The sequence below is a fragment of the Uliginosibacterium sp. sgz301328 genome, assembly GCF_041807905.1.
Classification (GTDB): Bacteria; Pseudomonadota; Gammaproteobacteria; order Burkholderiales; family Rhodocyclaceae; genus JBGVSA01.
The window spans coordinates 54,205-74,462 of record NZ_JBGVSA010000011.1; the positions used below are offsets into that span (position 1 = coordinate 54,205).

Genomic DNA, 20,258 nt, shown 5'->3' on the forward strand with positions numbered 1-20,258 from the left:
CGTGCGTTCATGGCAGATGGCCTCCAACGGCGCGATGGCAACGATCCAAATCCGCCACAACGATGCCAAAACCGTTGTCAGCACGGCCTTTCGCCCAATAAGCGGTACACTTCGCCCCTCGAATCGAAAGCACAGCCATGTCCGAAACCTTCTTCTCCCCCTGTCCCCGCGGTCTTGAAGACCTCCTCTTCGACGAGCTCTCCGGACTGGGCGCCAGTGACATCGCCAAGGTGCCGGGCGGGGTGCAGTTCGGAGGAGACTGGGCGGTGGCGTACCGCGCCAACCTCGAAAGCCGCATCGCCACGCGCGTGATGTGGCGCGTCGGGCATACGCGCTATCGCAGCGAAGAAGAAATCTACAAACTCGCCTACGCGACCACCTGGGCAAAGTGGTTCACGCCGCAGGACACGATCCGCATCTATGTCACGGCCATTCGTTCGCCGCTCAAGAGCCTGAACTTCGTCACGCTGCGCATCAAGGACGGCGTGTGCGACCACTTCCGTACCGTCGCCGGCGCCCGGCCGAGCGTGGACACCGAAGCGCCGGACATGCGCATCCACGCCTTCATCACCGCCGAGACGTGCACGCTGTATCTCGATACCTCCGGCGAGCCGCTCTACAAGCGCGGTTTCAAGCGCGCCAAGGTCGAAGCGCCGCTGAAAGAGAATCTCGCCGCTGGCATCCTAAAGCTGTCGGGCTGGACCCCCGCCGAGCCGTTGCTCGATCCGATGTGCGGCAGTGGCACTTTCCTGATCGAAGCGGCACAGATCGCGCTGGACGTCGCCCCCGGACTGGGCCGCAGTTTTTCGTTCGAAAAATTCCGCCATTGCGAGCAGGCGGTGTGGCGCCGCATACGCACCATGGCCGAGCAGCGTCGGGCGCCCAAGCGCAAGCTGGACATCTACGGCGCCGACATCGACCGCAGGCAGATCGATGCCACCGGCCACAACCTCGCCGCGGCGGGCCTGGCAGATCTGGTGCAATTGCGCGTCGGCGACGTGCTGGAACTGGATGCGCCCGCGCCGGCCGGCGCCCTGGTGAGCAATCCGCCCTACGGTGTGCGTCTGGGCGAGGAAAGCGAACTGGTTGAGTGGTATCCCAAGCTGGGCGACGCGCTCAAGCGTCATTTCGCCGGCTGGCATTGCCATTTCCTGACCGCCGACAGCGCCTTTCCGAAACACGTCGGCCTGAAGGCCAGCCGCCGTACTCCCCTGATGAACGGCGAACTGGAATGTCGCCTCCTGGAATATCGGATCGTCGCCGGCTACAACCGGCGCGAGAAAGCCATGCCGGAAGGCGAGCAGGGCTGATCCTGCCATCCGCGCGGCTGGGCCAAAAACAGAAGGGCGCTCGTGGCGCCCTTTTTTCTTGCTTCGACGTGTGAGGGCTTGCTAGCGCAGTACGCCCCAGGCCAGCCAGCTTTCGCAAGGTGTGTTGGCACGCATGCCGGAGCCGAGATGTTCGGACTGGGGACGCAGGCAACGCCCGACGGACCCTGTCGATTCGATGATCGCGTATTGGCGAGTGAAATCCGGGCGGCGTTGGCCGTGCCAGTAATTGCATGTGCCGCAGCAGTGTTCAGCCTTGGTGTATTGAGGCATGGTATTCCCTCCAGAAGATTGCTCACTATGTACGAGCCCATGTGAGTACTTTCTGCGGCAAGTCAGTTTCCTACACACTGTTTGTGAATTCTCCCTCCGCGCTAACATTGCGTTCGACAAATAAGAACGGCCTGTCCAGGCCAACCGGGGGAAAGTCATGAAAATGCGGAATATGTGCGCGGCTGCCTTAATGGGCATGGCTGCCGCAGGGGCCGTGCACGCGGAGTCGGGGTTCGAATCGGGTGCGGCAGTCGTCGTACCGGCGCCGGAGCCGCAAGCCGCCGCGAATGCACCACAACGCTACCGCTGCACGCGAGAGCAGTGGAATATCGTCGGGACGGCCGCCAAGACTCACTATGTGTCGGTCAGCCTGGTGGGTCTGGGCGAGTTCTGGCTGTGGAGAGGTGACAAACCGTGCGGAACGATTCTGCTGGATGGCGCCCCGTTCCAGCACGACACAGCGACGGCCATGCTATTTCCCAAGCGGATCGCCAATGGGGCCGGGTGGCGCAACATGCTGACGGTGCAGTATGCGGGTGACGGCACGTATGTGCCCGAAACGTTGAATGCGCGCTATCACGTCGTGCCCAAGCGCGTCAGCAACACCATCGAATTGCGCATCGACGTGAAGTACGACCTGCATCGTGCCGGCAACGGCGCCTACAACGGCGTAGGGGAGCAGCTCACGGTGGTGTATGGCAGCGACGGCAGACTGTTGAGCCTGAAGATGGACGCCAGCCGGAGCGACCACGACAACGCCAAATACACTTTGCTCGATTGCCGTGATCCGGCGGCTCAGTGCGCCGCGCCCTGACGAAACCGGGGCGCTGTCCATGACGGCCCCCGAACGGTTTCAGATGATGTCCAGGTTCTGAACGCCGGCGAGCAAGTCCTTCGCCGCCAGCTTGCTGTTGAGTTTGATCTGCAGGCGCAGATCGTTGACCGAGTCGGCGTTGCGCAGGGCGTCCTCGAACGTGATGAGCCCGGCTTCGTAGAGATCGAACAGCGCCTGGTCGAAGGTCTGCATGCCCAGCTCGCGCGAGCGGCGCATCACTTCCTTGATCTCGTGGACCTCGCCCTTGAAGATCAGGTCCGAGATCAGCGGCGAGTTCAGCATCACTTCGATGGCTGGTACGCGGCCCTTGCGATCGCGCATCGGCAGCAGGCGTTGCGACACCAGCGCGCGCAGGTTCAGCGACAGGTCCATCAGCAATTGCGCGCGACGATCTTCGGGGAAGAAGTTGATGATCCGGTCGATCGCCTGGTTGGAACTGTTCGCGTGCAGCGTCGCCAGACACAGGTGGCCGGTTTCGGCAAACGCCACGGCGTAGTCCATGGTCTCGCGGTCGCGGATTTCACCCATCAGGATCACGTCCGGCGCCTGACGCAGCGTGTTCTTCAGGCCCGCTTCCCACGAGTCGGTGTCCAGCCCCACTTCGCGCTGCGTGATGACGCAGTTCTTGTGCTGATGGACGAATTCGATCGGGTCTTCCAGCGTGATGATGTGGCCCTGGCTGTTCTCATTGCGGTAGTCGACCATCGCCGCCAGTGAGGTCGTCTTACCGGTGCCCGTACCGCCCACGAAAATCACCAGACCGCGCTTGGTCATGGCGATTTCCTTCAGCACGGCCGGCAGGCCCAGCTCATCGAGCGTCGGGATCTTCTGCGCGATGGTCCGCGCCACCAGTCCGATGCGGCCCTGCTGTACGAAGGCATTCACGCGGAAGCGCCCGATACCCGACGGCGAGATGGCGAAGTTGCATTCCTTGGTCGCTTCGAATTCCGCCGCCTGCCGGTCGTTCATGATGGCGCGCGCCAACTCCGCCGTGTGCTGCGGGCTGAGCAACTGGTTCGACTGCGGCACGATCTTGCCGTCGATCTTGATCGCCGGCGGAAAGCCCGTGGTGATGAACAGATCCGACCCTTTCTTGCTCATCATGAGCTTGAGCAGGTCGTTCATGAATTTGATTGCCTGGTCGCGTTCCATCGCAGCGCATCCTCAGTTGGGTGTGGGGGCACATGGCGGCCCCTGTCGTCAATTGCCGGGGAACAGGTCCTTGTTCATCGCGCGCGGACGGGCTTCGGCCGACGAGATGACATTGCGGCGGACCAGATCCTGCAGGCACTGGTCGAGCGTCTGCATGCCGTACTGCTGACCAGTCTGGATCGCTGAATACATCTGCGCCACCTTGTTCTCGCGGATCAGGTTGCGGATGGCCGGCGTGCCGATCATGATCTCGTGCGCCGCGACGCGCCCCTGCCCGTCCTTGGTCTTGAGCAGCGTCTGCGAGATCACGGCGCGCAGCGATTCGGACACCATCGCGCGCACCATTTCCTTCTCTTCGGCCGGGAACACGTCGACGATACGGTCGATCGTCTTGGCTGCCGACGAGGTGTGCAAGGTGCCGAAAACCAGGTGACCCGTTTCGGCCGCGGTCAGCGCGAGGCGGATCGTTTCGAGGTCGCGCAACTCGCCCACGAGGATGATGTCCGGGTCTTCGCGCAGCGCCGAGCGCAGTGCGTTCGAGAAACTCAGCGTGTCGCGCGACACTTCGCGCTGGTTGATCAGGCTACGCTTGGATTCGTGCACGAATTCGATCGGGTCCTCGATGGTGAGGATGTGGCCGTATTCGTTCTCGTTGAGATAATCGATCATTGCCGCCAGGGTGGTCGACTTGCCCGAGCCGGTCGGCCCCGTCACCAGCACCACGCCGCGCGGCTGGTTGGAAATGTCCTTGAAGATGCGCGGCGCATTCAGATCGTCCAGCGACAGCACCTTCGACGGAATGGTACGGAACACCGCACCGGCGCCGCGGTTCTGCTGGAACGCGTTGACGCGAAAGCGCGCCAGGTTGGGCACGGCGAACGAGAAGTCGCACTCGAGGAATTCCTCGTACTGCTTGCGCTGCGCGTCGTTCATGATGTCGTACACCATCGCGTGGACCTCTTTATGGTCCAGCGGCGGCAGGTTGATGCGGCGTACGTCCCCGTTTACACGGATCATCGGTGGCAGGCCGGCTGACAGGTGCAGGTCGGAAGCCTTGTTCTTGACGGAAAACGCCAGCAGTTCGGTAATGTCCATGGGGCGGGTCTGGTTCGTTGTCGATGCAGCGCCGAGCGCGGGCAGCCTTGAGCGGACTGCTATACTCCCCGACGCTTCTGGATAGAAACGATGGATCGATTATATGCCCGGCATTGAGGCCAGCCTGAGGGCTGTTCGTGCCCGGATGGGTGCCGCTGAGCGGGAAAATGGACGAGCGGCGGGTAGCGCAGGATTGCTGGCGGTCTCCAAGACGGTGCCGCCCGCCGGGTTGCGCGAAGCATGGGAGGCGGGTCAGCGCGCCTTTGGCGAGAGCTACGTGCAGGAAGCGCTCGACAAATTTGCGGCGTTGGCCGATCTGCCCATCGAGTGGCATTTCATCGGCCCGCTTCAGAGCAACAAGACGCGCCCCGTGGCGGCGAATTTCGCCTGGGTGCACTCCGTCGACCGGCTGAAGATCGCGCAGCGCCTGTCCGAGCAGCGCGACGTGCATCTGCCGCCGCTCAACGTGTGCGTGCAGGTCAACGTCAGCGGCGAAGCAAGCAAGAGCGGCGTCGCGCCGGATGAAGCGCGCGCCCTGGTGGAAGCCGTCGCCGTACTGCCGCGATTGCGCTTGCGGGGCTTGATGTGCATCCCCGAGCCGAGCAACGATGCGCTCGTCATTCGTGCTCGATTCGCACTTCTGCGAAGTCTGCGCGACGACCTGAACGCCGCGCTCGGGCTCGATATGGATACGCTGTCGATGGGCATGTCGGACGATATGGAGATGGCCATCGCCGAAGGCGCCACGCTGGTCCGCGTGGGCAGCGCGATTTTCGGCGAGCGACCAGCGGCGTGACGACAGGGCGGCGCCATGCCGCCCGCGTGAGGCGTGGGTTTTGCCAGGCACCGCAGCCGGCAAAACCGACTCCTTACAGGATGAAAAAGCGCAACCGGTGCGACCGTGCCGGCGCTTTCGTACACATGAAGATCACTTTCCTCGGCGGCGGCAACATGGCCTCCGCATTGATTGGCGGCATGCTCAAGCAGGGTTTCGCGCCGCAGGACATCGCGGTCGTCGAACTCTCGGAAGAAGGTCGCGCCCGCCTGGCCTCACAGTTCGGCGTACGTACGGCGGGCTCGCTTACCGACGACGTCGTGGACTGCGACGTGCTGGTGCTGGCCGTCAAACCGCAGCAGATGCAGGCCGCATTGGTGCCGCTCGCGGGGCGCATGTCGCGCCAGACGGTGGTCAGCATCGCGGCGGGTACGCTGCTCGCCAGCGTGTCGAAGTGGCTCGGCGGGCACACGCGAATCGTGCGCGCCATGCCCAACACCCCGGCGCTGATCGGGCAGGGTGTCACCGGCCTGTTCGCCGATCCGAGCGTCAGCGCGGACGAGCGGGCGGCGGTCGAACGCATCATCGGCGCGGTCGGCACCAGCGTGTGGGTCGATGCCGAATCGCTCATCGATGTCGTGACCGCCGTCTCGGGCAGCGGCCCGGCGTACGTGTTCTACTTCATCGAAGCCCTGCAGGCGGCGGGCGAAGCCCAGGGCTTGCCGGCAGAGACGGCGCGTACGCTGGCGCTGCGGACATTCACCGGCGCCTCGGCGCTGGCGGCGCAGAGTACCGAGCCGTGCAGCGTGCTGCGCGAGCGCGTCACCTCCAAGGGCGGCACGACCGAAGCGGCGCTGCGCAGCATGGGGCAGGACGGCCTGCCGGCGCTGATCGGCCGCGCCGTGGCGGCGGCTACCGAACGCGGACGGGAACTCGGCCGTCAAAGTCAGGACTGAGTGTAGGGCGCCGCCTGCCGAACGCATGGCGGCACACAGACGATCAACGATTTTCCGGGGACAGCATGCTGGGTGGCCTACTCTCGATGATTCTCGTAACGGTTGGCGGCTTCATCACGATGATGTTGCTGATCCGTACCGCCATGCGCTGGATGCGCGTGTCTTTCGTCAACCAGCTCGGGCAATTCGTGCTCGCCACGACCAACTGGATCGTGCTGCCTGCGCAGCGCCTTTTTCCAAGCATGGGGCGCCTCGATCTCTCTGCGCTGATCCCCGCCTGGGGCATCCAGGTGCTGCTCACGGTGCTGACCGTCGTACTGGTCGGCGCGTCGTTCGGCAACCCGGTCACTGCGCTGGGCGGCGTGCTCGCCGTGGGCGCGCTGGACGTCGTCAAGAGCGCGTTGTACCTGCTGATGTTCGCCGTCATCGTGGGCGCGGTACTGTCCTGGGTGAATCCCCATTCACCGCTGGCGCCTGCGCTCAACGTGCTGACGCGGCCGTTCCTCGCGCCTTTCCGCCGTGTCATTCCGCCGATCTCCGGCATCGACCTTTCGCCGTTGGTCCTGCTGCTGGTGGTGCAGATCGCGCTCTACGTACTGCAGCACCTGCGCGGCGCATTCTTCATGCTGATCATTTCGTGAGCTGGCTGCGGCGCAATGATGACGGCATCTCGCTGACGCTGCACGTACAGCCGGGTGCCAAGCGCACCGAGTTCGCCGGTCTGCATGGCGACGCGCTGAAGATCCGGCTCGCCGCGCCGCCGGTCGAAGGCAAGGCCAACGCCGCGCTGCTGGCGTTTCTTGCCAAGTATTTCGGCGTGGCTCGTGCGGATGTCGAACTCGTCAGCGGCGACACATCGCGCCACAAGATCGTACGTGTGCACGGCGCGGATACCACCGCCGTCGCCGCGCTCGAAGCCAGCCTGACCTGAGCGGGAATGGGCGCGCTCGCCGCCTATGGCAGTCTCTTCGCTGCGGCATTCCTCGCCGCCACCATCTTTCCCGCGCAATCCGAAGCGTTGCTGGCAGGCCTGCTGCTGGCAGGGCATCAGCCCGCAATATTCCTCGTGCTGGTCGCCAGCGTCGCGAACGTCGCCGGCGCATGCGTCAACTGGCTGCTTGGCCGCTACATCGAGCACTTCCGTCACCGTCGCTGGTTTCCGGTGAGCGAGTCTCGGCTGGCGCAGGCCCAGCAGTGGTATCGCCGCTGGGGGCGTTGGTCACTTCTGTTGAGCTGGGCGCCGCTGATCGGGGACCCGATCACGGTTGCCGCAGGGCTGATGCGCGAATCCTTCGGCGTGTTTCTCGCCATCGTGACCGTCGCCAAGACCACGCGTTATGTCGTGCTTGCGGTGCTGATCCTGTGACTTACGCCGCGACCGCTATGCGGATCGGGATGCGACGGTTGCCGAAGTGCCCCGCATGCGCGCCGAAACGCCCCTCCAGCGGTGTGCCGCAGTCAGGGCAGCGGCCGGCGGCGTTGAGTCGGTAATCGACGATGGCGTAGCCATCACGCACGATCAGCGCCTTGCCGCAGCCCGTGCAATACGTAGTGGCGCCTTCGCGGTCGCGCACGTTGCCCACGTACACGTGGCGCAGCCCTTCTCGACGCGCGATGGCGCGAGCGCGCGTGAGCGTCGCATGCGGCGTGGGAGGCCGATCGGTCAGCTTGAAGTCCGGATGGAACGCCGTGAAGTGGAGCGGCACCTCTGGCGACAGTTCCCGTGCCACCCATTGCGACAGTGCTGTGATTTCCTCGTCGCTGTCGTTGGCGTCCGGAATCAGCAGCGTGGTGATCTCAAGCCAGGTGTCGGTGTGGTGGTGCACATAGCGCAGCGTGTCGAGCACCGGACCGAGGCGCGCACCGGTCAGTTGCGTGTAGAACGCCTCGGTGAATCCCTTCAGGTCAATGTTGGTGGCATCCATGGCCGCGAAGAATTCCTCGCGGGCCGCTTCGCCGATGTAGCCCGCCGTCACCGCAACCGTCTTTACGCCCGCGTGGCGGCATTCGCGCGCAATGTCGATGGCGTATTCGGCGAAGATCACCGGATCGTTGTACGTGAAGGCGACGCTGTCCGCGCGGGCCGCGATGGCGGCATGGGCGATGTGCGCCGGCGTAGCGGTGTCCATGAGCCGATCCATGTCGCGCGACTTGGAGATGTCCCAGTTCTGGCAGAACTTGCATGCGAGGTTGCAGCCTGCCGTGCCGAAGGACAGCACGCTCGAACCGGGCAGAAAATGATTGAGCGGCTTCTTCTCGATCGGATCGAGGCAGAAACCGGAACTGCGCCCCCACGTGGTCAGGACGATGGCATCGCCTTCGCGCTGACGGACGAAGCATGCCGCACGTTGCCCTTCATGCAGGCGGCATTGGCGCGGGCACAGATCGCACTGGATGCGTCCATCGGGTAATGCGTGCCACCAGCGGCCCGGATGATTCATGGTGTGCCTCGTACTGCTCGGCACCGATCAATGTCGCGTGTCGCTGTGTGTCTCGTGGAACTCGTGCACACGATAGCGGCCCAGCAACATGTCTTCCGGCCAATGCGTCATGCCCGCTTTGAGCATGAGCTGCTGCAGGAAAGTCCGCGCATCCGGCAGCTTGCGCCAAACCTGCGGCAGGAAGGTCGCGTGATTGCAACCGGCAATCAGCACGACACCGTCGACGTCCGGCTCGATGCACGCCAGCGCTTGCGCCATGTCGCGGCATGGTTCGAACGTCATCGGCCCGAGCAGCGAAACCTCCACGCCGATGTCCGGCCATTCATCGACCGTCACCACCGTGTAGCGCGGATCTCGCGTGGCGGCGGCCACCGCGTTGGTGCGGACATCCTGCCGTGTCGGACGGCTGGCTTCGAGTTGTCCAATGCAGCCACGCAATTGGCCGGCCTGGGTGAGCGTCACGAAGGTCGCACCAGGTTCGTCGAGGGCGGGATGTTCCAGCGGGGGCGTGCGCGGCAGGTCCAGGTACTCGGCGATGGCATCGCGAGCCTGTGAGATCAGCGCCTTGCCCAATGCCGCATCGGCGGCGGGGGCGTTTTCAGTGTGCGACACGGGATTCCTCCGAAAAGCTGAACGATGCATAGCCCACCACCCGCGTGCGATCGCCGGCCGTATCGCCGGAGTTGCGCACGTCGAGCAGGTGTGGCGTCAGATGATGTCGCTGAGCGGCGAGCAGCAGCGCGTTGATGGCGGTCGCCCCGCACGCTTGTTCATGGTCGAGGACGGGTTCGAGTTTCATCACGCGGTCCACGGTGTACGCGTCGATCTCGCGCGCGCGGCGATAGTCGTTGTAGTGAGACAGGTCCGAACTGATGATGAACAGGGTTTCCGGCCCGCCCCACAAGGTGTCGATCATCGCCGCGATCAACGGCGCTTCTGAAAAACCGACCGTGATCGGCGCGATGCGGAAGCGTTCCAGCACCGTCTGCAAAAACGGCAACTGGACTTCCAGCGCATGCTCGACGATGTGTGCGTCGTCATCGATCACTACCCCCGGCATGCTGGCCAATTGGTACATGGCCGCGCTGTCGATTTCGACGCGTCCCAATGGTGTCTCGAATGCATTGCAGCCAGGCAGGGCTGCGCCGCTCACGGGCACGCGATGGCTGGGGCCGAGCATCACGACGCGCGTTACCGTCTGGCGCAACGGCAGCAGTTGCGCGTAGGCCTGCGCGGCGATCGGGCCGGAATACACATAGCCGGCGTGCGGCACTATCAAGGCCTTCGGCGGATAGCCGCTGGCGACGTCGACGTGGGCCATCAGGTCGTGCAATTGCGAGGTGAGGGCCAGCGTGTCCGACGGATAGAACAGGCCCGCGACGGCGGCAGGCCGTATGAGCTCGGTGGCCATTGGGGGTACCTTGCTGCAAGAGGGGTAACTCCGATTATAGGAAAGCCCTCGCCGGCCTTGCCGGGGCGTAGAATCCCGCTCCATGCGTTATATAGCCATCGTTCCCGCCGCCGGCAGCGGCAGTCGCATGGGCGGAGACCGCCCCAAGCAATATTGGCCGCTCCACGGCCGCCCGCTCCTGTGGTATGCCGTCGAAACCCTGGTCTCCGTGCCGCGCATCGATGCCGTGTGCGTCGTCCTGTCGCCAGAGGACACGGAATGGGACCAGTACGACTGGTCGCCCCTGGGATCGAAACTGCGCACCTTGAGGGTGGGCGGTGCGACACGGGCGCAGAGCGTGGCCAACGCGCTTTCGCAATTGTCGGGCGACATGTCGGCGCAGGATTGGGTGCTCGTACACGACGCCGCGCGTGCCTGCCTGACCGTGCAACAGGTGGATGCGCTCATCGACACGCTGTCGGACGATCCGGTGGGCGGGCTACTGGCGATGCCGGTGGCCGACACCATGAAGCGCGCCGACGACGGTGGCCGCGTGGGCGAGACCGTTGCGCGCGACGGGCTGTGGCAGGCGCAGACGCCGCAGATGTTTCGTGGCGGCATGCTGATCGAAGCGCTGCGCGCCCGCACCGATGTGACGGACGAAGCCGGCGCGATCGAAGCGCTCGGCCTCCGTCCCCGTCTGGTCGCGGCCGATGTGACCAACTTCAAAGTGACCTATCCGCAGGATTTTGCGCTGGCCGAGCGTCTGCTCGCCACGCGCGGCAAGTGACAGAGCAACCATGAACATTCCATTCCGTATCGGCCAGGGCTTCGACGTACACGCGCTGGTCCCCGATCGCAAGCTGATCCTCGGCGGCGTCGAGATTCCCTACCACCTCGGATTGGCAGGCCATTCGGATGCGGACGCGCTGCTCCACGCGATCACCGATGCCATCCTCGGTGCGGCGGGCCTGGGCGACATCGGCCGCCATTTCCCGGATACGGACGCACGCTTTGCGGGCGCCGACAGCCGCGTACTGCTGCGCCACGCCATGCAACGCGTGGCAGAGGCCGGCTGGGCGGTGGTGAATGTCGACGCCACCATCATCGCGCAGGCGCCAAAGATTTCCCCCCACGCCGCCGCCATGGTGACCAACATCGCGGCCGATCTCGGCATCGACGCCAGTTGCGTGAACGTCAAGGGCAAGACGTCGGAAAAGCTCGGCTACCTCGGCCGCGGCGAAGGCATTTCGACCCAGGCGGTATGCCTGCTGGCGCGGTGCGAGCGCTGAACACGCACATGGATGGCATGCAGCGGGTCTTCCTGGCTCTGTGGCCGTCGACGCCGGTCGTCGAACGGCTGCGCACCGTCGTGCCGCTGCACGTCAGCGGGCGCCACATGCGGCCCGATACCTTCCACATGACCCTGGCCTTTATCGGCGCTGCGGATGAGGACTGCCTGGAGCGGATTGCGACCGCAGCCGACAGCGTGCAGGTGCCGCCCTTCACTTTGCGCCTCGATCATCTCGGATATTGGGCTGGCAATCACATTCTGTGGGCCGGGCCGTCACGGTCGCCGCGCGAATTGCTGGAGCTGGCCGGTGGCCTGCGCGATGCACTCGATGCACAGGCCGTGTCCTACGAACCGCATCGCTTCACGCCTCACGTCACGCTGGTGCGCAACGCGTCGGCGGTCGTCCCGGCGCGCCTGTCGGAGCCTATCGATTGGGACGTTGCCGGTTGGTGCCTGGTCAGTTCCCGTCCTGACGCTCACGGCCCGCACTACGAGCTTCTGGCGCGCTGGCACTGTCGCCCCTGAATCGACCGCGTCGGCGCACAAGACAAAAGCCCGATACGCCAGGTTGGCTGGCGTATCGGGCTTTTTCTTCAATCTTGGGGGGAAGGCTGCGTCGTCAGCCGGCGTGGACGCTCTCTGTCAGGCCCGCGCTGGCCGGCGTATTGGCGATCCATAGCGTATCGGCCTTTTCGAGCGCTTCCATCTTGCCGAGCAGTTCGCCCAGGCAACGATGAAGCGACTCCAGCGTTTCGGGTGCGAGCTTGTCCAGCGCATCCGGCAACAAGCCGCGCACCGGCGCGGGCGAATTCCTGACGCGTTCGATGCCGGCTTGGGTAGGGGTCAATAAAACTGTGCGGTTATCGCCCGAGCCACGGGTGCGGATGACGAGGCCGGCCTCGACCAGTTGGTCGAGCAGGTTGCTGGCGGTGGATTGGTGCACCGACATCAGGCGGGCCAGCTCAGTGACCCGTAGCCCCGGTTTATCCACGATGACGGCCAACGCCCAAAGCTGCGCACCGCTCACGCCCACTGCGTTTTCAATGGCGTGAAAGTGTTTTCGGATGGATTTGAAAATGACCCGGAATTGCTTGAGGACCGCCAGATCCTGCGTGGCGACGGGTGTCATTACGGTGTCCATGGTGCTGATCTCTCCAGTGGCAGATAGGGCCTGCTGGAAAGCAATAACGCGCCGGTCCGCGAAAGGATGACGCATTCCTACCTAAAATTCAGGGCAATCCTAGCCGTCGCCCAAGACACCGTGAAACGGCGTTCCGCCCGGAGCGCTCACGGTTGGGTTATCAACAACCTCAGGTAGGCGGTCTGGACCGATTCCAGGGTCAGCGCTTCCATGCAGCGTGCTCGCGGACATTGACCGGGCCCCGTGCCGAAGCCCCGTCCGCATCGACGCACCCACTCGATCCGGCGACGGAAAAGAATGCGCTGATCGCGGCACTCGATGTCGGCGGTCACCGCGACATAGGGCGCATCGCGCCAGAATTCGCCGGGTCCGCAGAGTAAGGCTGAGCCCGGTCCGAACAGCACCACGGTGGGGACGTTCACGACGCGTCCGAGATGGGCGATGCCGGTGTCCGGGCTGATCAGCAGGGTGGCGCCACGCAGCAGATGTGCCATCTGGAGCAGATCGAGGCGGCCCGCGTAACTGACGTAGTTACCATCCATGTCGGCGGCTGTGACGAGTTCCAGCTCTTTCGCGCCGGCGCTCCACACGGGCGTGATGCCCTGCGCGGCAAGTGAGTCCGCGAGTGCGCGCCAATGAGCGCTGTCCCAACGCTTGAGCTTCGTCGACGCACCCAGATGAAGCACCGCGTAGCGGCCGGTGGGCGCCTCGAATGGCCTGGCTTCGGCCAGCGGCCATTGTTCGGGGCTGAAGTGCCCGGGCTCGGCGCCATCTGCGAGCTGGGCGAAAGTCTCGACCAAGGCGGTCGGCGTGCCGGGCCAGGGGCGGCGCTCATCGACCAGCCAGTTCTTGTAACCCTTGTCGTCGCCTGCAAACCCCACGATGTGGCGTGCGCCCAGGGCGCGGGCAAGCCAGGCCATGCGGTTTTCCGCCGGCACGATGGCCAGATCGAATCCACGCTGACGCCACAAGGCGCGCAAGCTGGCCGCATCGCGCTCGGCATAGGGCAGCGCGATCACGCCGTAGGGCCGCGCCGAGAACAACGGCAGCGTGGCCGGCGGGCAGATCATGACGATCTCGGCGTCCGGATGGTTCTGCCGAAGCTTGGCAAGCAGGCCCGCGAGCATGAGCGTATCGCCCAGCAACAATTGATGCGCAATGAGGATGCGGCGCGGTCGCACGGCGCGACGCCGAGGGCGCGCGACCAGAGCGCTCCAGGCGAGCATCGGGAGTAGCGTCAGGCGGGTGGCGGTGCGGCTCAAGCGCGGGACTCGCTGACGACGTGGCGGAACACCGCTTCCATGCGGTCGAGCATGTGGTCGATGCCGCAGTGCTCGACCGCGTAGAGATGCGCTTGCTGGCCCAGGCGTCCGGCCAGCGCCGGATCGTTGAGCAGGCGACGCAGCGCCTCGGACAGGCGGATCGCATCCTGCGGCGGCACGATCAGGCCGGTTTCGCGGTCATGCACCACGTCGGTCATGCTGCCCACCGCCGTGGTGACGATCGGCAGCCCGACCGCCATGGCCTGCATGACGGCCTGCGAGACGCCTTCGTTGGCATAAGAGGGCAGGGCGAAGATGTCCATGGCCTGCAGCCAGGGCACGACATCGATCTGGTTTCCGGCGAAGTGCACGCGTTCGGTCAGGCCGAGCTCGCGCACGCGATCCTCCAGCGCCCTGCGCTGCGGGCCGTCGCCGACGATGGCCAGCCGCACGTCCGGATCGTTGAGCATCTTCACCGCGTCGAGCAGGAACCGATGGCCCTTCCACGAGCGCAGCGTGGCGACGATGCCGATCCAGCGCGCATTTTCTTCCAGCCCTAGCGCGCGACGGGCATCGACGGCATCGCTCGGCACGAAACGCGTGGTGTCGATGCCGGTGGCGATGGACGCGCTGGCGTCCGGGCGCACGCCCAGGTTGTTGATCAGCTCGGAGCGCAGGCGTTCGCCGGTGGTCACCACGAACTTCGCGGCCCGCGCGTAAAGCCAGCGATTGGGCGCGCTCGATGTCACCGGCGCCGAAATATGCCGGGTGCGGACGATCGGGGTGCGACCCCGCATGGTGTAGGTGGCGATGGCCGCCAGCCACGAATCGGTCGAGCTGTGACTGTTGATGACGTCGATGTCGCCTTGCGCGGCCAGCCAGTGGCGCAGCGCCATCAGGCACGGCAGGCGCTTCTTGCGGATGGGCAGGGCAATGGCACGGACGCCCCATGCATCGGCCCGCTGGTAGAGCTTGGACTCGCCCGGACACACGATGCTGACGCGATGCCCGCGTGCCTGCATGCCGCGCGCTTCTTCAAGGATGCGGATTTCCTGTCCGCCCCATCCGCACGACGACTCAGTGTGGACGATATGGAGTGATGTCGAATCGCTCATGATTGGCGCCGATTATAGCGGGCCGCGCTCGGCCGCCTCACTCAGGAGCAAGCGGTAGAGCGCCAACTGCCGGGTGGCCATGTCGTCGCTGCCCATCCCCGCCACGGCGTGGCGCGCGGCATCGCAGACCAGATCGCGTTGCGCCGGATCGGCCACGCGGGCCAGCAGGCGCGCCAGCTCGCGCGAGATACCGTCGACATCGAGCGCGTCGACCACCGCGCCGTAGGCTGGGCGGACCAGTTCCGCCGCGCCGCTGGTGTGCGAGGTCAGTACCGGCAGCCCACAGGCCAGTGCTTCCAGCGCCGCGTTGGGCATCGGATCGTACAAGGTCGGCAGGGCAAAGGCATCCGCCGCGCCGAGATAGGGCGTCACGTCTTTCTGCGGCCCAAGAAAGCGCACGCGGAACGACAACCCGCAGGCGCCGGCCCGCGCCACCATCTTCTTGGCATCGCGATCCTTGCCGATGATCCACAGTTCGGCTTGGGCCAGCGCCGGGCTGCGAAAGGCATCGATCAACTGCGGCACGCCCTTGCGGGCAAAGCCCGACCCGACATACACCACCACCGGCGTACGCCGGTCCACGCCCAGTTGAGCACGTACGGCGTCGCGATGCTGCTCGCGCAGATCGGGTGAAAAGCGCGCCAGATCGACGCCGTTGTGGATGACGTGCAGCTTGTGGGTAATGTCCGGGTAGCGCCGCGCGACGTCGTCGCGAACCATGTGCGAATTGCAGATCACCGCGCGCAGGCGTGCGTCGCGGAACATCGCGTCTTCGGCCGCCAGGGTGTAGCGGTGCCAGTGCGAACGCTTCTGCAGAAAGCGTTGCCACCGCGTCAGCGTACGTGAGCGCTGCTCCAGCCAGGTGGCATGCACGCCATCGCCCGCGCGGAAAATATCGCAGCCGGGAATGCGCTCGTGGCTCTGCACGAGGTCGTAGCCCTCCCGGCGGATCAGCCGCTGCACCGCTTCGGCAAAACGGCGATCGCGCGACAGCCGGCCAAAGTGGAACGGCCGGCATTTTTTCAGGTGGAATCCTGCGGCGGCGGGGCCGTCCCATTTGCGGGCGATGAGCGTGACATCCAGTCCGCTGCCCGCCAATGCGCGCAATGCGCGTTCAACGAAACGTTCCGCGCCGCCGAACGGGTTGTAGCGCTGGCGCACGATCGCCAGTCGCAGCGCACGTTTTTCGGTAGCGGCGGGCGCGTTCATGCGCGCTGCTCCAGCAATCGTTGCGCGGCGGCCAGCACCCGTGCAGCGGGCAGCGTTACGAGGCAGTCCGACACTTTGCCGCCACCGCAGCCATCCAGCCCACAAGGGCGACAAGGATGCACGTCGCTCGCGACGACCTCGTGCGGCACCATCCATGGGCCCCATTCCTTGTCACCGGAAGGCCCGAACAGGGCCACGGTCGGCGTACCCACGGCGGCCGCGATATGCATGGGGGCCGAATCGACGCCGACGAACAGCGCGGCGCGCGCCGACACCGCTCCGAGTTCCTTGAGCGACAGCTTGCCGGCGAGGTTCACGACCGGTACGCCGGCCTGCGCGAGGATTGCGTCGACCAGGGCCCGTTCCCGCGCATCGGGTGCAGCCGTCATCACCACGGTTCGGCCGGATTCGACCAGCGCGCGCAGCACGTCCGCATTGCGCTCGACCGGCCATGTCTTGAAGAACCAGCGCGATGCCGGATGAAAGTGCACGTAGCCGTTGGCCACGCCCGCTTCGCGCAGCAACGCATCGACGCGTTCGGTGGCGGCATGACCCGGCACCAGCGTCAGCGCGCGCTCGTTGGGCGCGGGTTGGATGCCGATGCGCCGCAGGGCGTCCAGATGCATCTCGACGGTATGGCGACGTCCGCCGCTGACGGTGCGGAAAATATGTGTGAAGGACTTCTTCCACCACTTGGCGCCCTTGGCGCGCTGTGGCGCCACCGACCAACGAGCACCCAGGAATCGCGCGAGCCACGCGCCTCGCGGATGATCCGTAAGATGAATGACAAGGTCGTAACCCCGCGCGCGCAACGTCCGGAACAGACCCCATTCAGCACGCGCCTGCGCCAGCGGGCCGAGCTTTTTCCAGTTGCGGTCGATGGTATGCAACTGCGCCAATGCCGGGTGCTCCGAGAGCATCGCAGCGGTATCGGCGAACACCAGCGCGTCGATTTCGCACTGGGGGGCGTGGCGCTTGAGCACCGAGAAGACGGGTGAGGTCAGCAGCACGTCGCCGTGGTGGCGCAGCTTGATGACGAGAGCCCGGCGCAGGGCACCAGCGGGAATCGCGTCGGGCAAGGGTGATAGGTCGGCCGAGGTCGGCATGCGGGAGAGGGAGTCAAAATCAACGGGGGATTTTAGCCCGGATGTATGGCGGAGTTGGTTTATCTGCGGGTTTCGGGGAGTTTTGGCTGTCGGGCGCCCTTTCTTGGGCTCTTGCCCCGGAGCTTGTGATGGGGTCGCGGGAAAGGCTCTTTGTTGCTTGGACTGTGGCTTTTCGGGCTTGGCCTCGACGGCTAATGCTCGGCAGCCGGGACGAACTCCTGGCCAACGAAATCGCGCAGTCAAGGCCAGCCCGGAAAACTGAGAAACGAGCAGGAAAGGGCTGTTTGCCCTTCCTAAACAAGCGCCGCCGTAGTTGATAACCCTCCTTCCCCCTGCCGCACGGTCTATTTCGGCGGAACACACATCATCAAGCGCAACCGCGGCAGATACACGAAAGCCTAAACAAGAAGGGGACTTCAAGTCCCCACTGACCCCGCCTCACCATGGGGCGACGATCCTCATGGCAACACCGCCATGACCATCAACCGCAAACCTCACCACCTCCCCAAACCCAAACCGCCGCGCCAACCAGGCGCCATGTTCGCTTTTCCACTCCCCAAGGAGCACCGCCGCCATCACCCGCATCGGCCCCCCATGCGTGACGACCACGACATCAGCCTCCGGCCGTTGCCGCAGATCGTCGAGCGCCGCGATGACCCGCTCCGCCATCTCGCGTGCGGTCTCTCCACCGGGCGGGCGGAAATCCAAGGGGCTCGCGGCCCAGGCGTCGATGTCCTCGCGCGCGATGTCGTCGAACAAGCGCCCCTCCCATTCGCCGAAGTCCATTTCGGCCAGGCGCGCGTCCACCTCTGGTGTGCCCAACGCCTCGGCCAGTCGCCGGCAGCGCGACAGGGGGCTCGTGATGAGCGTGCAGTCCGCAGGAAGAAGAGGGCGCAGGCGCTCTGCTGTGACTGCGGGATGTTCGGCGACGCTGATATCGAGCCGGCCGTAGCACACGCCTGGTGCGACATCTGGCGCAGCGTGGCGAATCAGATAGAGGGTTCGCACGGCGTCGTCGGGCTCACGCCCAGCGTACGCACAAGGCGACGTAACCGGCCAGTTCGCACAGTTGCTGGGCCATGCCGAGGCAGTCGCCCGTGTAGCCTTCCAGGCGACGGGCGAAGTAACGGCGGCAGAGCCAGGCGGTGAGGATGGTCGCCACCAGCACGGCAAGCCATGGCCGCAGGTCAAAAGGTCCGACCGCCGCGACGCATGCGAGGGGCAGGACGCCAGTGAGGAGCCCGATGCTGATTTCGGCGGTGCCGATGCCCTGCGCAACGGGTTTCGCGCGACTGTCTTCATCGCGCACGTAAGGCAGCACGGCCATGATCCATAGCGCTGCGGCACGCGAAAGTGGATGAATGGCGATGAGTGCGAGGCAGGGTAGCAGCGGCCCGGCTATCCCGAGTGCGTCGAGCGCCACGAACTTTGTAAGCAGCGCCATGATCAGCGCCATCGCGCCGAAGCTGCCGATGCGCGAATCTTTCATGATGCGCAGCACATCGGCGCGTTGCCAGCCGCCACCAAAACCGTCCGTGGCATCGGCCAGCCCGTCTTCATGGAATCCACCGGTCAGCATGAGCGAGGCGGCCATGCTCATCAGCACCGCCAGCGGCCATGGCAAGACCATCGCAGCGAGCCACGCGACGCACGCCGCGACTGCGCCGACGATGAGCCCGGCGAGAGGAAAGTAGCGTGCCGCGCGATTGAGTTCATCCGGCGCCCAGCCCTCCCATCGTGGAATGGGGATGCGGGTGAAGTACCCGATGGCCATGAACGCGCGGCGCAATTCCCGCATCGTTCAGGCGCGACTCACGCCGGCGTCATCGAAGCCCGCCATTTCGGAAGCGATGGCGGCAGCTGAACGCAGGAGCGACAGGCCCAGTGCGGCGCCGCTGCCTTCGCCCAGGCGCATGCCCAGTTGCAGCATCGGGTGAGCGTCGAGATAGGCGAGCTGGATGGCATGGCCGGTCTCGGCGGAGCGGTGCGCGAAGAAACAGTACTCGCGGACATTGGGCGCCAGTGCTGTGGCGATCAACAGTGCGCTGGTGGCGATGAAGCCATCCACCACGATGCCGATGCCTGCACGTGCCGCGCCGATGTATGCGCCCGTCATCATGGCGATTTCGAATCCGCCGAATTCCGCCAGCACCTCGTGTGGCGTCAGCAGCCGCGATCCGACGCGTTCCTGCGCCTGTCGCAGAAGGTTGCGCTTGCGTGCGAGCCCCGCGTCATCCAGCCCGGTGCCGCGCCCGACCACGTCATCCAGCGGCACGCCGCACATCAGCTTGGTGATGAGGCTGGCCGAAGCGGTGTTGCCGATGCCCATCTCGCCGAAGCCGATGGCATCGCAGCCGCCATCGGCCCATGACAATGCCAGTTCGACGCCACGACCGATGGCATTGTCGGCCTGAGCCGCGCTCATGGCGGGCTCGAACAGATAGTTGCGCGTGCCCGGGCCTAGCGCCGCGTCGACGTACTCGATACCTTCCACCGCGTCGGTGGCGTAATCGCTGGCAACCCCGGCATCGATGATCGATAGCGCCAGCCCGTTGGCGCGCGCCAGCGCATTGATGGCGGCACCGCCAGCGAGGAAATTGCTCACCATCTGGCCGGTGACCGCGGCCGGATAGGCAGACACGCCCGAAGCAGCCGCCCCATGGTCGCCCGCGAAGACCGCGATGCGTGGGTTATGGATACGGGGCGTAACGCTGCGCTGGATGAGGCCCAGGCGCAGGGCGAGATCTTCGAGCATGCCGAGGCTGCCCGGTGGTTTGGTGCGGCTGTCGATGCGCGCTCTCAGGTCGGCGCGAAGCGCATTGTCCAGCGGTGGAACGTCGTAGTCTTTCATGCTGCGAGGGACCATCTGTTGCAGGGAGCAGGCGC

24 protein-coding genes are annotated in these 20,258 nt (G+C 65.3%); 10 read left to right on the forward strand and 14 right to left on the reverse strand.

Going from position 1 to position 20,258, the window contains the following annotated elements; all coding sequences use genetic code 11:
- The first annotated feature begins 137 nt into the window (after positions 1–137).
- Positions 138–1,310: a class I SAM-dependent RNA methyltransferase gene (locus ACDA63_RS10155; RefSeq protein ID WP_373663117.1), complete on the forward strand. Its 1,173-nt coding sequence runs from the start codon at positions 138–140 to the stop codon at positions 1,308–1,310.
- Between the two features lie 81 nt (positions 1,311–1,391).
- Here ACDA63_RS10155 and ACDA63_RS10160 read toward each other — a convergent pair whose 3' ends face one another.
- Positions 1,392–1,601 carry a hypothetical protein gene (locus tag ACDA63_RS10160; protein WP_373663118.1) on the reverse strand — a complete coding sequence of 70 codons (210 nt, stop codon included), beginning with the start codon at positions 1,599–1,601 and terminating at the stop codon, positions 1,392–1,394.
- A 157-nt stretch (positions 1,602–1,758) separates the two neighbouring features.
- On the opposite strand from ACDA63_RS10160, the gene ACDA63_RS10165 reads away from it, so the two are divergent.
- Positions 1,759–2,415, forward strand: a complete 657-nt coding sequence (locus ACDA63_RS10165) for a hypothetical protein (RefSeq protein WP_373663119.1) — start codon at positions 1,759–1,761, stop codon at positions 2,413–2,415.
- A gap of 39 nt (positions 2,416–2,454) precedes the next feature.
- On the opposite strand, the gene ACDA63_RS10170 is transcribed toward ACDA63_RS10165, so the two are convergent.
- Both ACDA63_RS10170 and ACDA63_RS10175 read right to left on the reverse strand, forming a co-directional pair.
- Entirely contained in the window at positions 2,455–3,588 is a 1,134-nt protein-coding gene (locus ACDA63_RS10170; protein ID WP_373663120.1) for a PilT/PilU family type 4a pilus ATPase, read from the reverse strand.
- A 48-nt stretch (positions 3,589–3,636) separates the two neighbouring features.
- Entirely contained in the window at positions 3,637–4,683 is a 1,047-nt protein-coding gene (locus ACDA63_RS10175) for a type IV pilus twitching motility protein PilT (protein ID WP_373663121.1), read from the reverse strand.
- A 103-nt stretch (positions 4,684–4,786) separates the two neighbouring features.
- Between ACDA63_RS10175 and ACDA63_RS10180 the strand changes: the two genes are divergently transcribed.
- From ACDA63_RS10180 to ACDA63_RS10200, 5 genes are all read left to right on the forward strand, one after another.
- Complete coding sequence (locus ACDA63_RS10180) at positions 4,787–5,479, forward strand: YggS family pyridoxal phosphate-dependent enzyme (RefSeq protein WP_373663122.1); 693 nt, start codon at positions 4,787–4,789, stop codon at positions 5,477–5,479.
- 125 nt (positions 5,480–5,604) lie between these two features.
- Complete coding sequence (proC, locus tag ACDA63_RS10185; protein ID WP_373663123.1) at positions 5,605–6,414, forward strand: pyrroline-5-carboxylate reductase; 810 nt, start codon at positions 5,605–5,607, stop codon at positions 6,412–6,414.
- 65 nt (positions 6,415–6,479) lie between these two features.
- On the forward strand, positions 6,480–7,055 hold the full coding sequence (locus tag ACDA63_RS10190) for a YggT family protein (RefSeq protein WP_373663124.1): 576 nt from the start codon (positions 6,480–6,482) through the stop codon (positions 7,053–7,055).
- Positions 7,052–7,345, forward strand: coding sequence for a DUF167 domain-containing protein (locus ACDA63_RS10195; protein ID WP_373663125.1), 294 nt, complete (start codon positions 7,052–7,054; stop codon positions 7,343–7,345). The genes ACDA63_RS10190 and ACDA63_RS10195 overlap by 4 nt, the downstream gene beginning before the upstream one ends.
- A gap of 6 nt (positions 7,346–7,351) precedes the next feature.
- Entirely contained in the window at positions 7,352–7,780 is a 429-nt protein-coding gene (locus tag ACDA63_RS10200; RefSeq protein ID WP_373663126.1) for a YqaA family protein, read from the forward strand.
- Position 7,781: 1 nt separating this feature from the next.
- Here the strand turns inward: ACDA63_RS10200 and amrS are convergent, their stop codons facing one another.
- Genes amrS through amrB form a run of 3 tightly spaced genes read right to left on the reverse strand, consistent with a single transcriptional unit; the run spans position 7,782 to position 10,266 of the window.
- Positions 7,782–8,855, reverse strand: coding sequence for an AmmeMemoRadiSam system radical SAM enzyme (gene amrS / locus ACDA63_RS10205; protein WP_373663127.1), 1,074 nt, complete (start codon positions 8,853–8,855; stop codon positions 7,782–7,784).
- A gap of 27 nt (positions 8,856–8,882) precedes the next feature.
- Positions 8,883–9,467: an AmmeMemoRadiSam system protein A gene (gene amrA, locus ACDA63_RS10210; RefSeq protein WP_373663128.1), complete on the reverse strand. Its 585-nt coding sequence runs from the start codon at positions 9,465–9,467 to the stop codon at positions 8,883–8,885.
- Positions 9,454–10,266: an AmmeMemoRadiSam system protein B gene (gene amrB / locus ACDA63_RS10215; protein ID WP_373663129.1), complete on the reverse strand. Its 813-nt coding sequence runs from the start codon at positions 10,264–10,266 to the stop codon at positions 9,454–9,456. Before amrB ends, amrA begins: the two co-directional genes overlap by 14 nt.
- A gap of 82 nt (positions 10,267–10,348) precedes the next feature.
- Here amrB and ispD point away from each other — a divergent pair, with 82 nt between their 5' ends.
- The 3 genes from ispD to thpR are packed head-to-tail and all read left to right on the forward strand — an operon-like array spanning position 10,349 to position 12,064.
- On the forward strand, positions 10,349–11,035 hold the full coding sequence (gene ispD / locus ACDA63_RS10220; RefSeq protein ID WP_373663130.1) for a 2-C-methyl-D-erythritol 4-phosphate cytidylyltransferase: 687 nt from the start codon (positions 10,349–10,351) through the stop codon (positions 11,033–11,035).
- 10 nt (positions 11,036–11,045) lie between these two features.
- Positions 11,046–11,537: a 2-C-methyl-D-erythritol 2,4-cyclodiphosphate synthase gene (gene ispF, locus ACDA63_RS10225; RefSeq protein WP_373663131.1), complete on the forward strand. Its 492-nt coding sequence runs from the start codon at positions 11,046–11,048 to the stop codon at positions 11,535–11,537.
- 8 nt (positions 11,538–11,545) lie between these two features.
- A complete protein-coding gene (gene thpR / locus ACDA63_RS10230) occupies positions 11,546–12,064 on the forward strand; it encodes an RNA 2',3'-cyclic phosphodiesterase (protein WP_373663132.1) in 519 nt (172 codons plus the stop codon).
- 94 nt (positions 12,065–12,158) lie between these two features.
- On the opposite strand, the gene ACDA63_RS10235 is transcribed toward thpR, so the two are convergent.
- The 8 genes from ACDA63_RS10235 to cobT form a co-directional block, all read right to left on the reverse strand.
- Positions 12,159–12,755, reverse strand: a complete 597-nt coding sequence (locus tag ACDA63_RS10235; protein ID WP_373663133.1) for a MarR family winged helix-turn-helix transcriptional regulator — start codon at positions 12,753–12,755, stop codon at positions 12,159–12,161.
- 71 nt (positions 12,756–12,826) lie between these two features.
- Positions 12,827–13,942, reverse strand: a complete 1,116-nt coding sequence (locus ACDA63_RS10240; protein WP_373663134.1) for a glycosyltransferase family 9 protein — start codon at positions 13,940–13,942, stop codon at positions 12,827–12,829.
- Positions 13,939–15,057, reverse strand: a complete 1,119-nt coding sequence (locus ACDA63_RS10245) for a glycosyltransferase family 4 protein (protein WP_373663135.1) — start codon at positions 15,055–15,057, stop codon at positions 13,939–13,941. The genes ACDA63_RS10240 and ACDA63_RS10245 overlap by 4 nt, the downstream gene beginning before the upstream one ends.
- A 12-nt stretch (positions 15,058–15,069) precedes the next feature.
- Entirely contained in the window at positions 15,070–16,266 is a 1,197-nt protein-coding gene (locus tag ACDA63_RS10250) for a glycosyltransferase family 4 protein (RefSeq protein ID WP_373663136.1), read from the reverse strand.
- Entirely contained in the window at positions 16,263–17,345 is a 1,083-nt protein-coding gene (rfaQ, locus tag ACDA63_RS10255) for a putative lipopolysaccharide heptosyltransferase III (protein WP_373663137.1), read from the reverse strand. The genes ACDA63_RS10250 and rfaQ overlap by 4 nt, the downstream gene beginning before the upstream one ends.
- A gap of 465 nt (positions 17,346–17,810) precedes the next feature.
- A complete protein-coding gene (gene cobC, locus ACDA63_RS10260) occupies positions 17,811–18,380 on the reverse strand; it encodes an alpha-ribazole phosphatase family protein (protein WP_373663138.1) in 570 nt (189 codons plus the stop codon).
- A gap of 13 nt (positions 18,381–18,393) precedes the next feature.
- A complete protein-coding gene (locus ACDA63_RS10265; RefSeq protein ID WP_373663139.1) occupies positions 18,394–19,170 on the reverse strand; it encodes an adenosylcobinamide-GDP ribazoletransferase in 777 nt (258 codons plus the stop codon).
- 3 nt (positions 19,171–19,173) lie between these two features.
- Positions 19,174–20,223: a nicotinate-nucleotide--dimethylbenzimidazole phosphoribosyltransferase gene (gene cobT / locus ACDA63_RS10270; protein ID WP_373663140.1), complete on the reverse strand. Its 1,050-nt coding sequence runs from the start codon at positions 20,221–20,223 to the stop codon at positions 19,174–19,176.
- Positions 20,224–20,258: the final 35 nt, after the last annotated feature.

Excerpts from the sequence above, each read along its gene's own strand:
- ACDA63_RS10250 (WP_373663136.1), bottom strand. The coding sequence starts at position 16,266 with ATGAACGCGCCCGCCGCTACCGAAAAACGTGCGCTGCGACTGGCGATC.
- thpR (WP_373663132.1), top strand. The coding sequence starts at position 11,546 with ATGGATGGCATGCAGCGGGTCTTCCTGGCTCTGTGGCCGTCGACGCCG.
- ACDA63_RS10165 (WP_373663119.1), top strand. The coding sequence starts at position 1,759 with ATGAAAATGCGGAATATGTGCGCGGCTGCCTTAATGGGCATGGCTGCC.
- ACDA63_RS10160 (WP_373663118.1), bottom strand. The coding sequence starts at position 1,601 with ATGCCTCAATACACCAAGGCTGAACACTGCTGCGGCACATGCAATTAC.
- ispD (WP_373663130.1), top strand. The coding sequence starts at position 10,349 with ATGCGTTATATAGCCATCGTTCCCGCCGCCGGCAGCGGCAGTCGCATG.
- ACDA63_RS10200 (WP_373663126.1), top strand. The coding sequence starts at position 7,352 with ATGGGCGCGCTCGCCGCCTATGGCAGTCTCTTCGCTGCGGCATTCCTC.
- cobT (WP_373663140.1), bottom strand. The coding sequence starts at position 20,223 with ATGAAAGACTACGACGTTCCACCGCTGGACAATGCGCTTCGCGCCGAC.
- ACDA63_RS10170 (WP_373663120.1), bottom strand. The coding sequence starts at position 3,588 with ATGGAACGCGACCAGGCAATCAAATTCATGAACGACCTGCTCAAGCTC.
- proC (WP_373663123.1), top strand. The coding sequence starts at position 5,605 with ATGAAGATCACTTTCCTCGGCGGCGGCAACATGGCCTCCGCATTGATT.
- ACDA63_RS10245 (WP_373663135.1), bottom strand. The coding sequence starts at position 15,057 with ATGAGCGATTCGACATCACTCCATATCGTCCACACTGAGTCGTCGTGC.
- amrB (WP_373663129.1), bottom strand. The coding sequence starts at position 10,266 with ATGGCCACCGAGCTCATACGGCCTGCCGCCGTCGCGGGCCTGTTCTAT.
- ispF (WP_373663131.1), top strand. The coding sequence starts at position 11,046 with ATGAACATTCCATTCCGTATCGGCCAGGGCTTCGACGTACACGCGCTG.
- ACDA63_RS10155 (WP_373663117.1), top strand. The coding sequence starts at position 138 with ATGTCCGAAACCTTCTTCTCCCCCTGTCCCCGCGGTCTTGAAGACCTC.
- ACDA63_RS10175 (WP_373663121.1), bottom strand. The coding sequence starts at position 4,683 with ATGGACATTACCGAACTGCTGGCGTTTTCCGTCAAGAACAAGGCTTCC.
- ACDA63_RS10235 (WP_373663133.1), bottom strand. The coding sequence starts at position 12,755 with ATGCGTCATCCTTTCGCGGACCGGCGCGTTATTGCTTTCCAGCAGGCC.
- ACDA63_RS10190 (WP_373663124.1), top strand. The coding sequence starts at position 6,480 with ATGCTGGGTGGCCTACTCTCGATGATTCTCGTAACGGTTGGCGGCTTC.
- amrS (WP_373663127.1), bottom strand. The coding sequence starts at position 8,855 with ATGAATCATCCGGGCCGCTGGTGGCACGCATTACCCGATGGACGCATC.
- ACDA63_RS10265 (WP_373663139.1), bottom strand. The coding sequence starts at position 19,170 with ATGCGGGAATTGCGCCGCGCGTTCATGGCCATCGGGTACTTCACCCGC.
- ACDA63_RS10180 (WP_373663122.1), top strand. The coding sequence starts at position 4,787 with ATGCCCGGCATTGAGGCCAGCCTGAGGGCTGTTCGTGCCCGGATGGGT.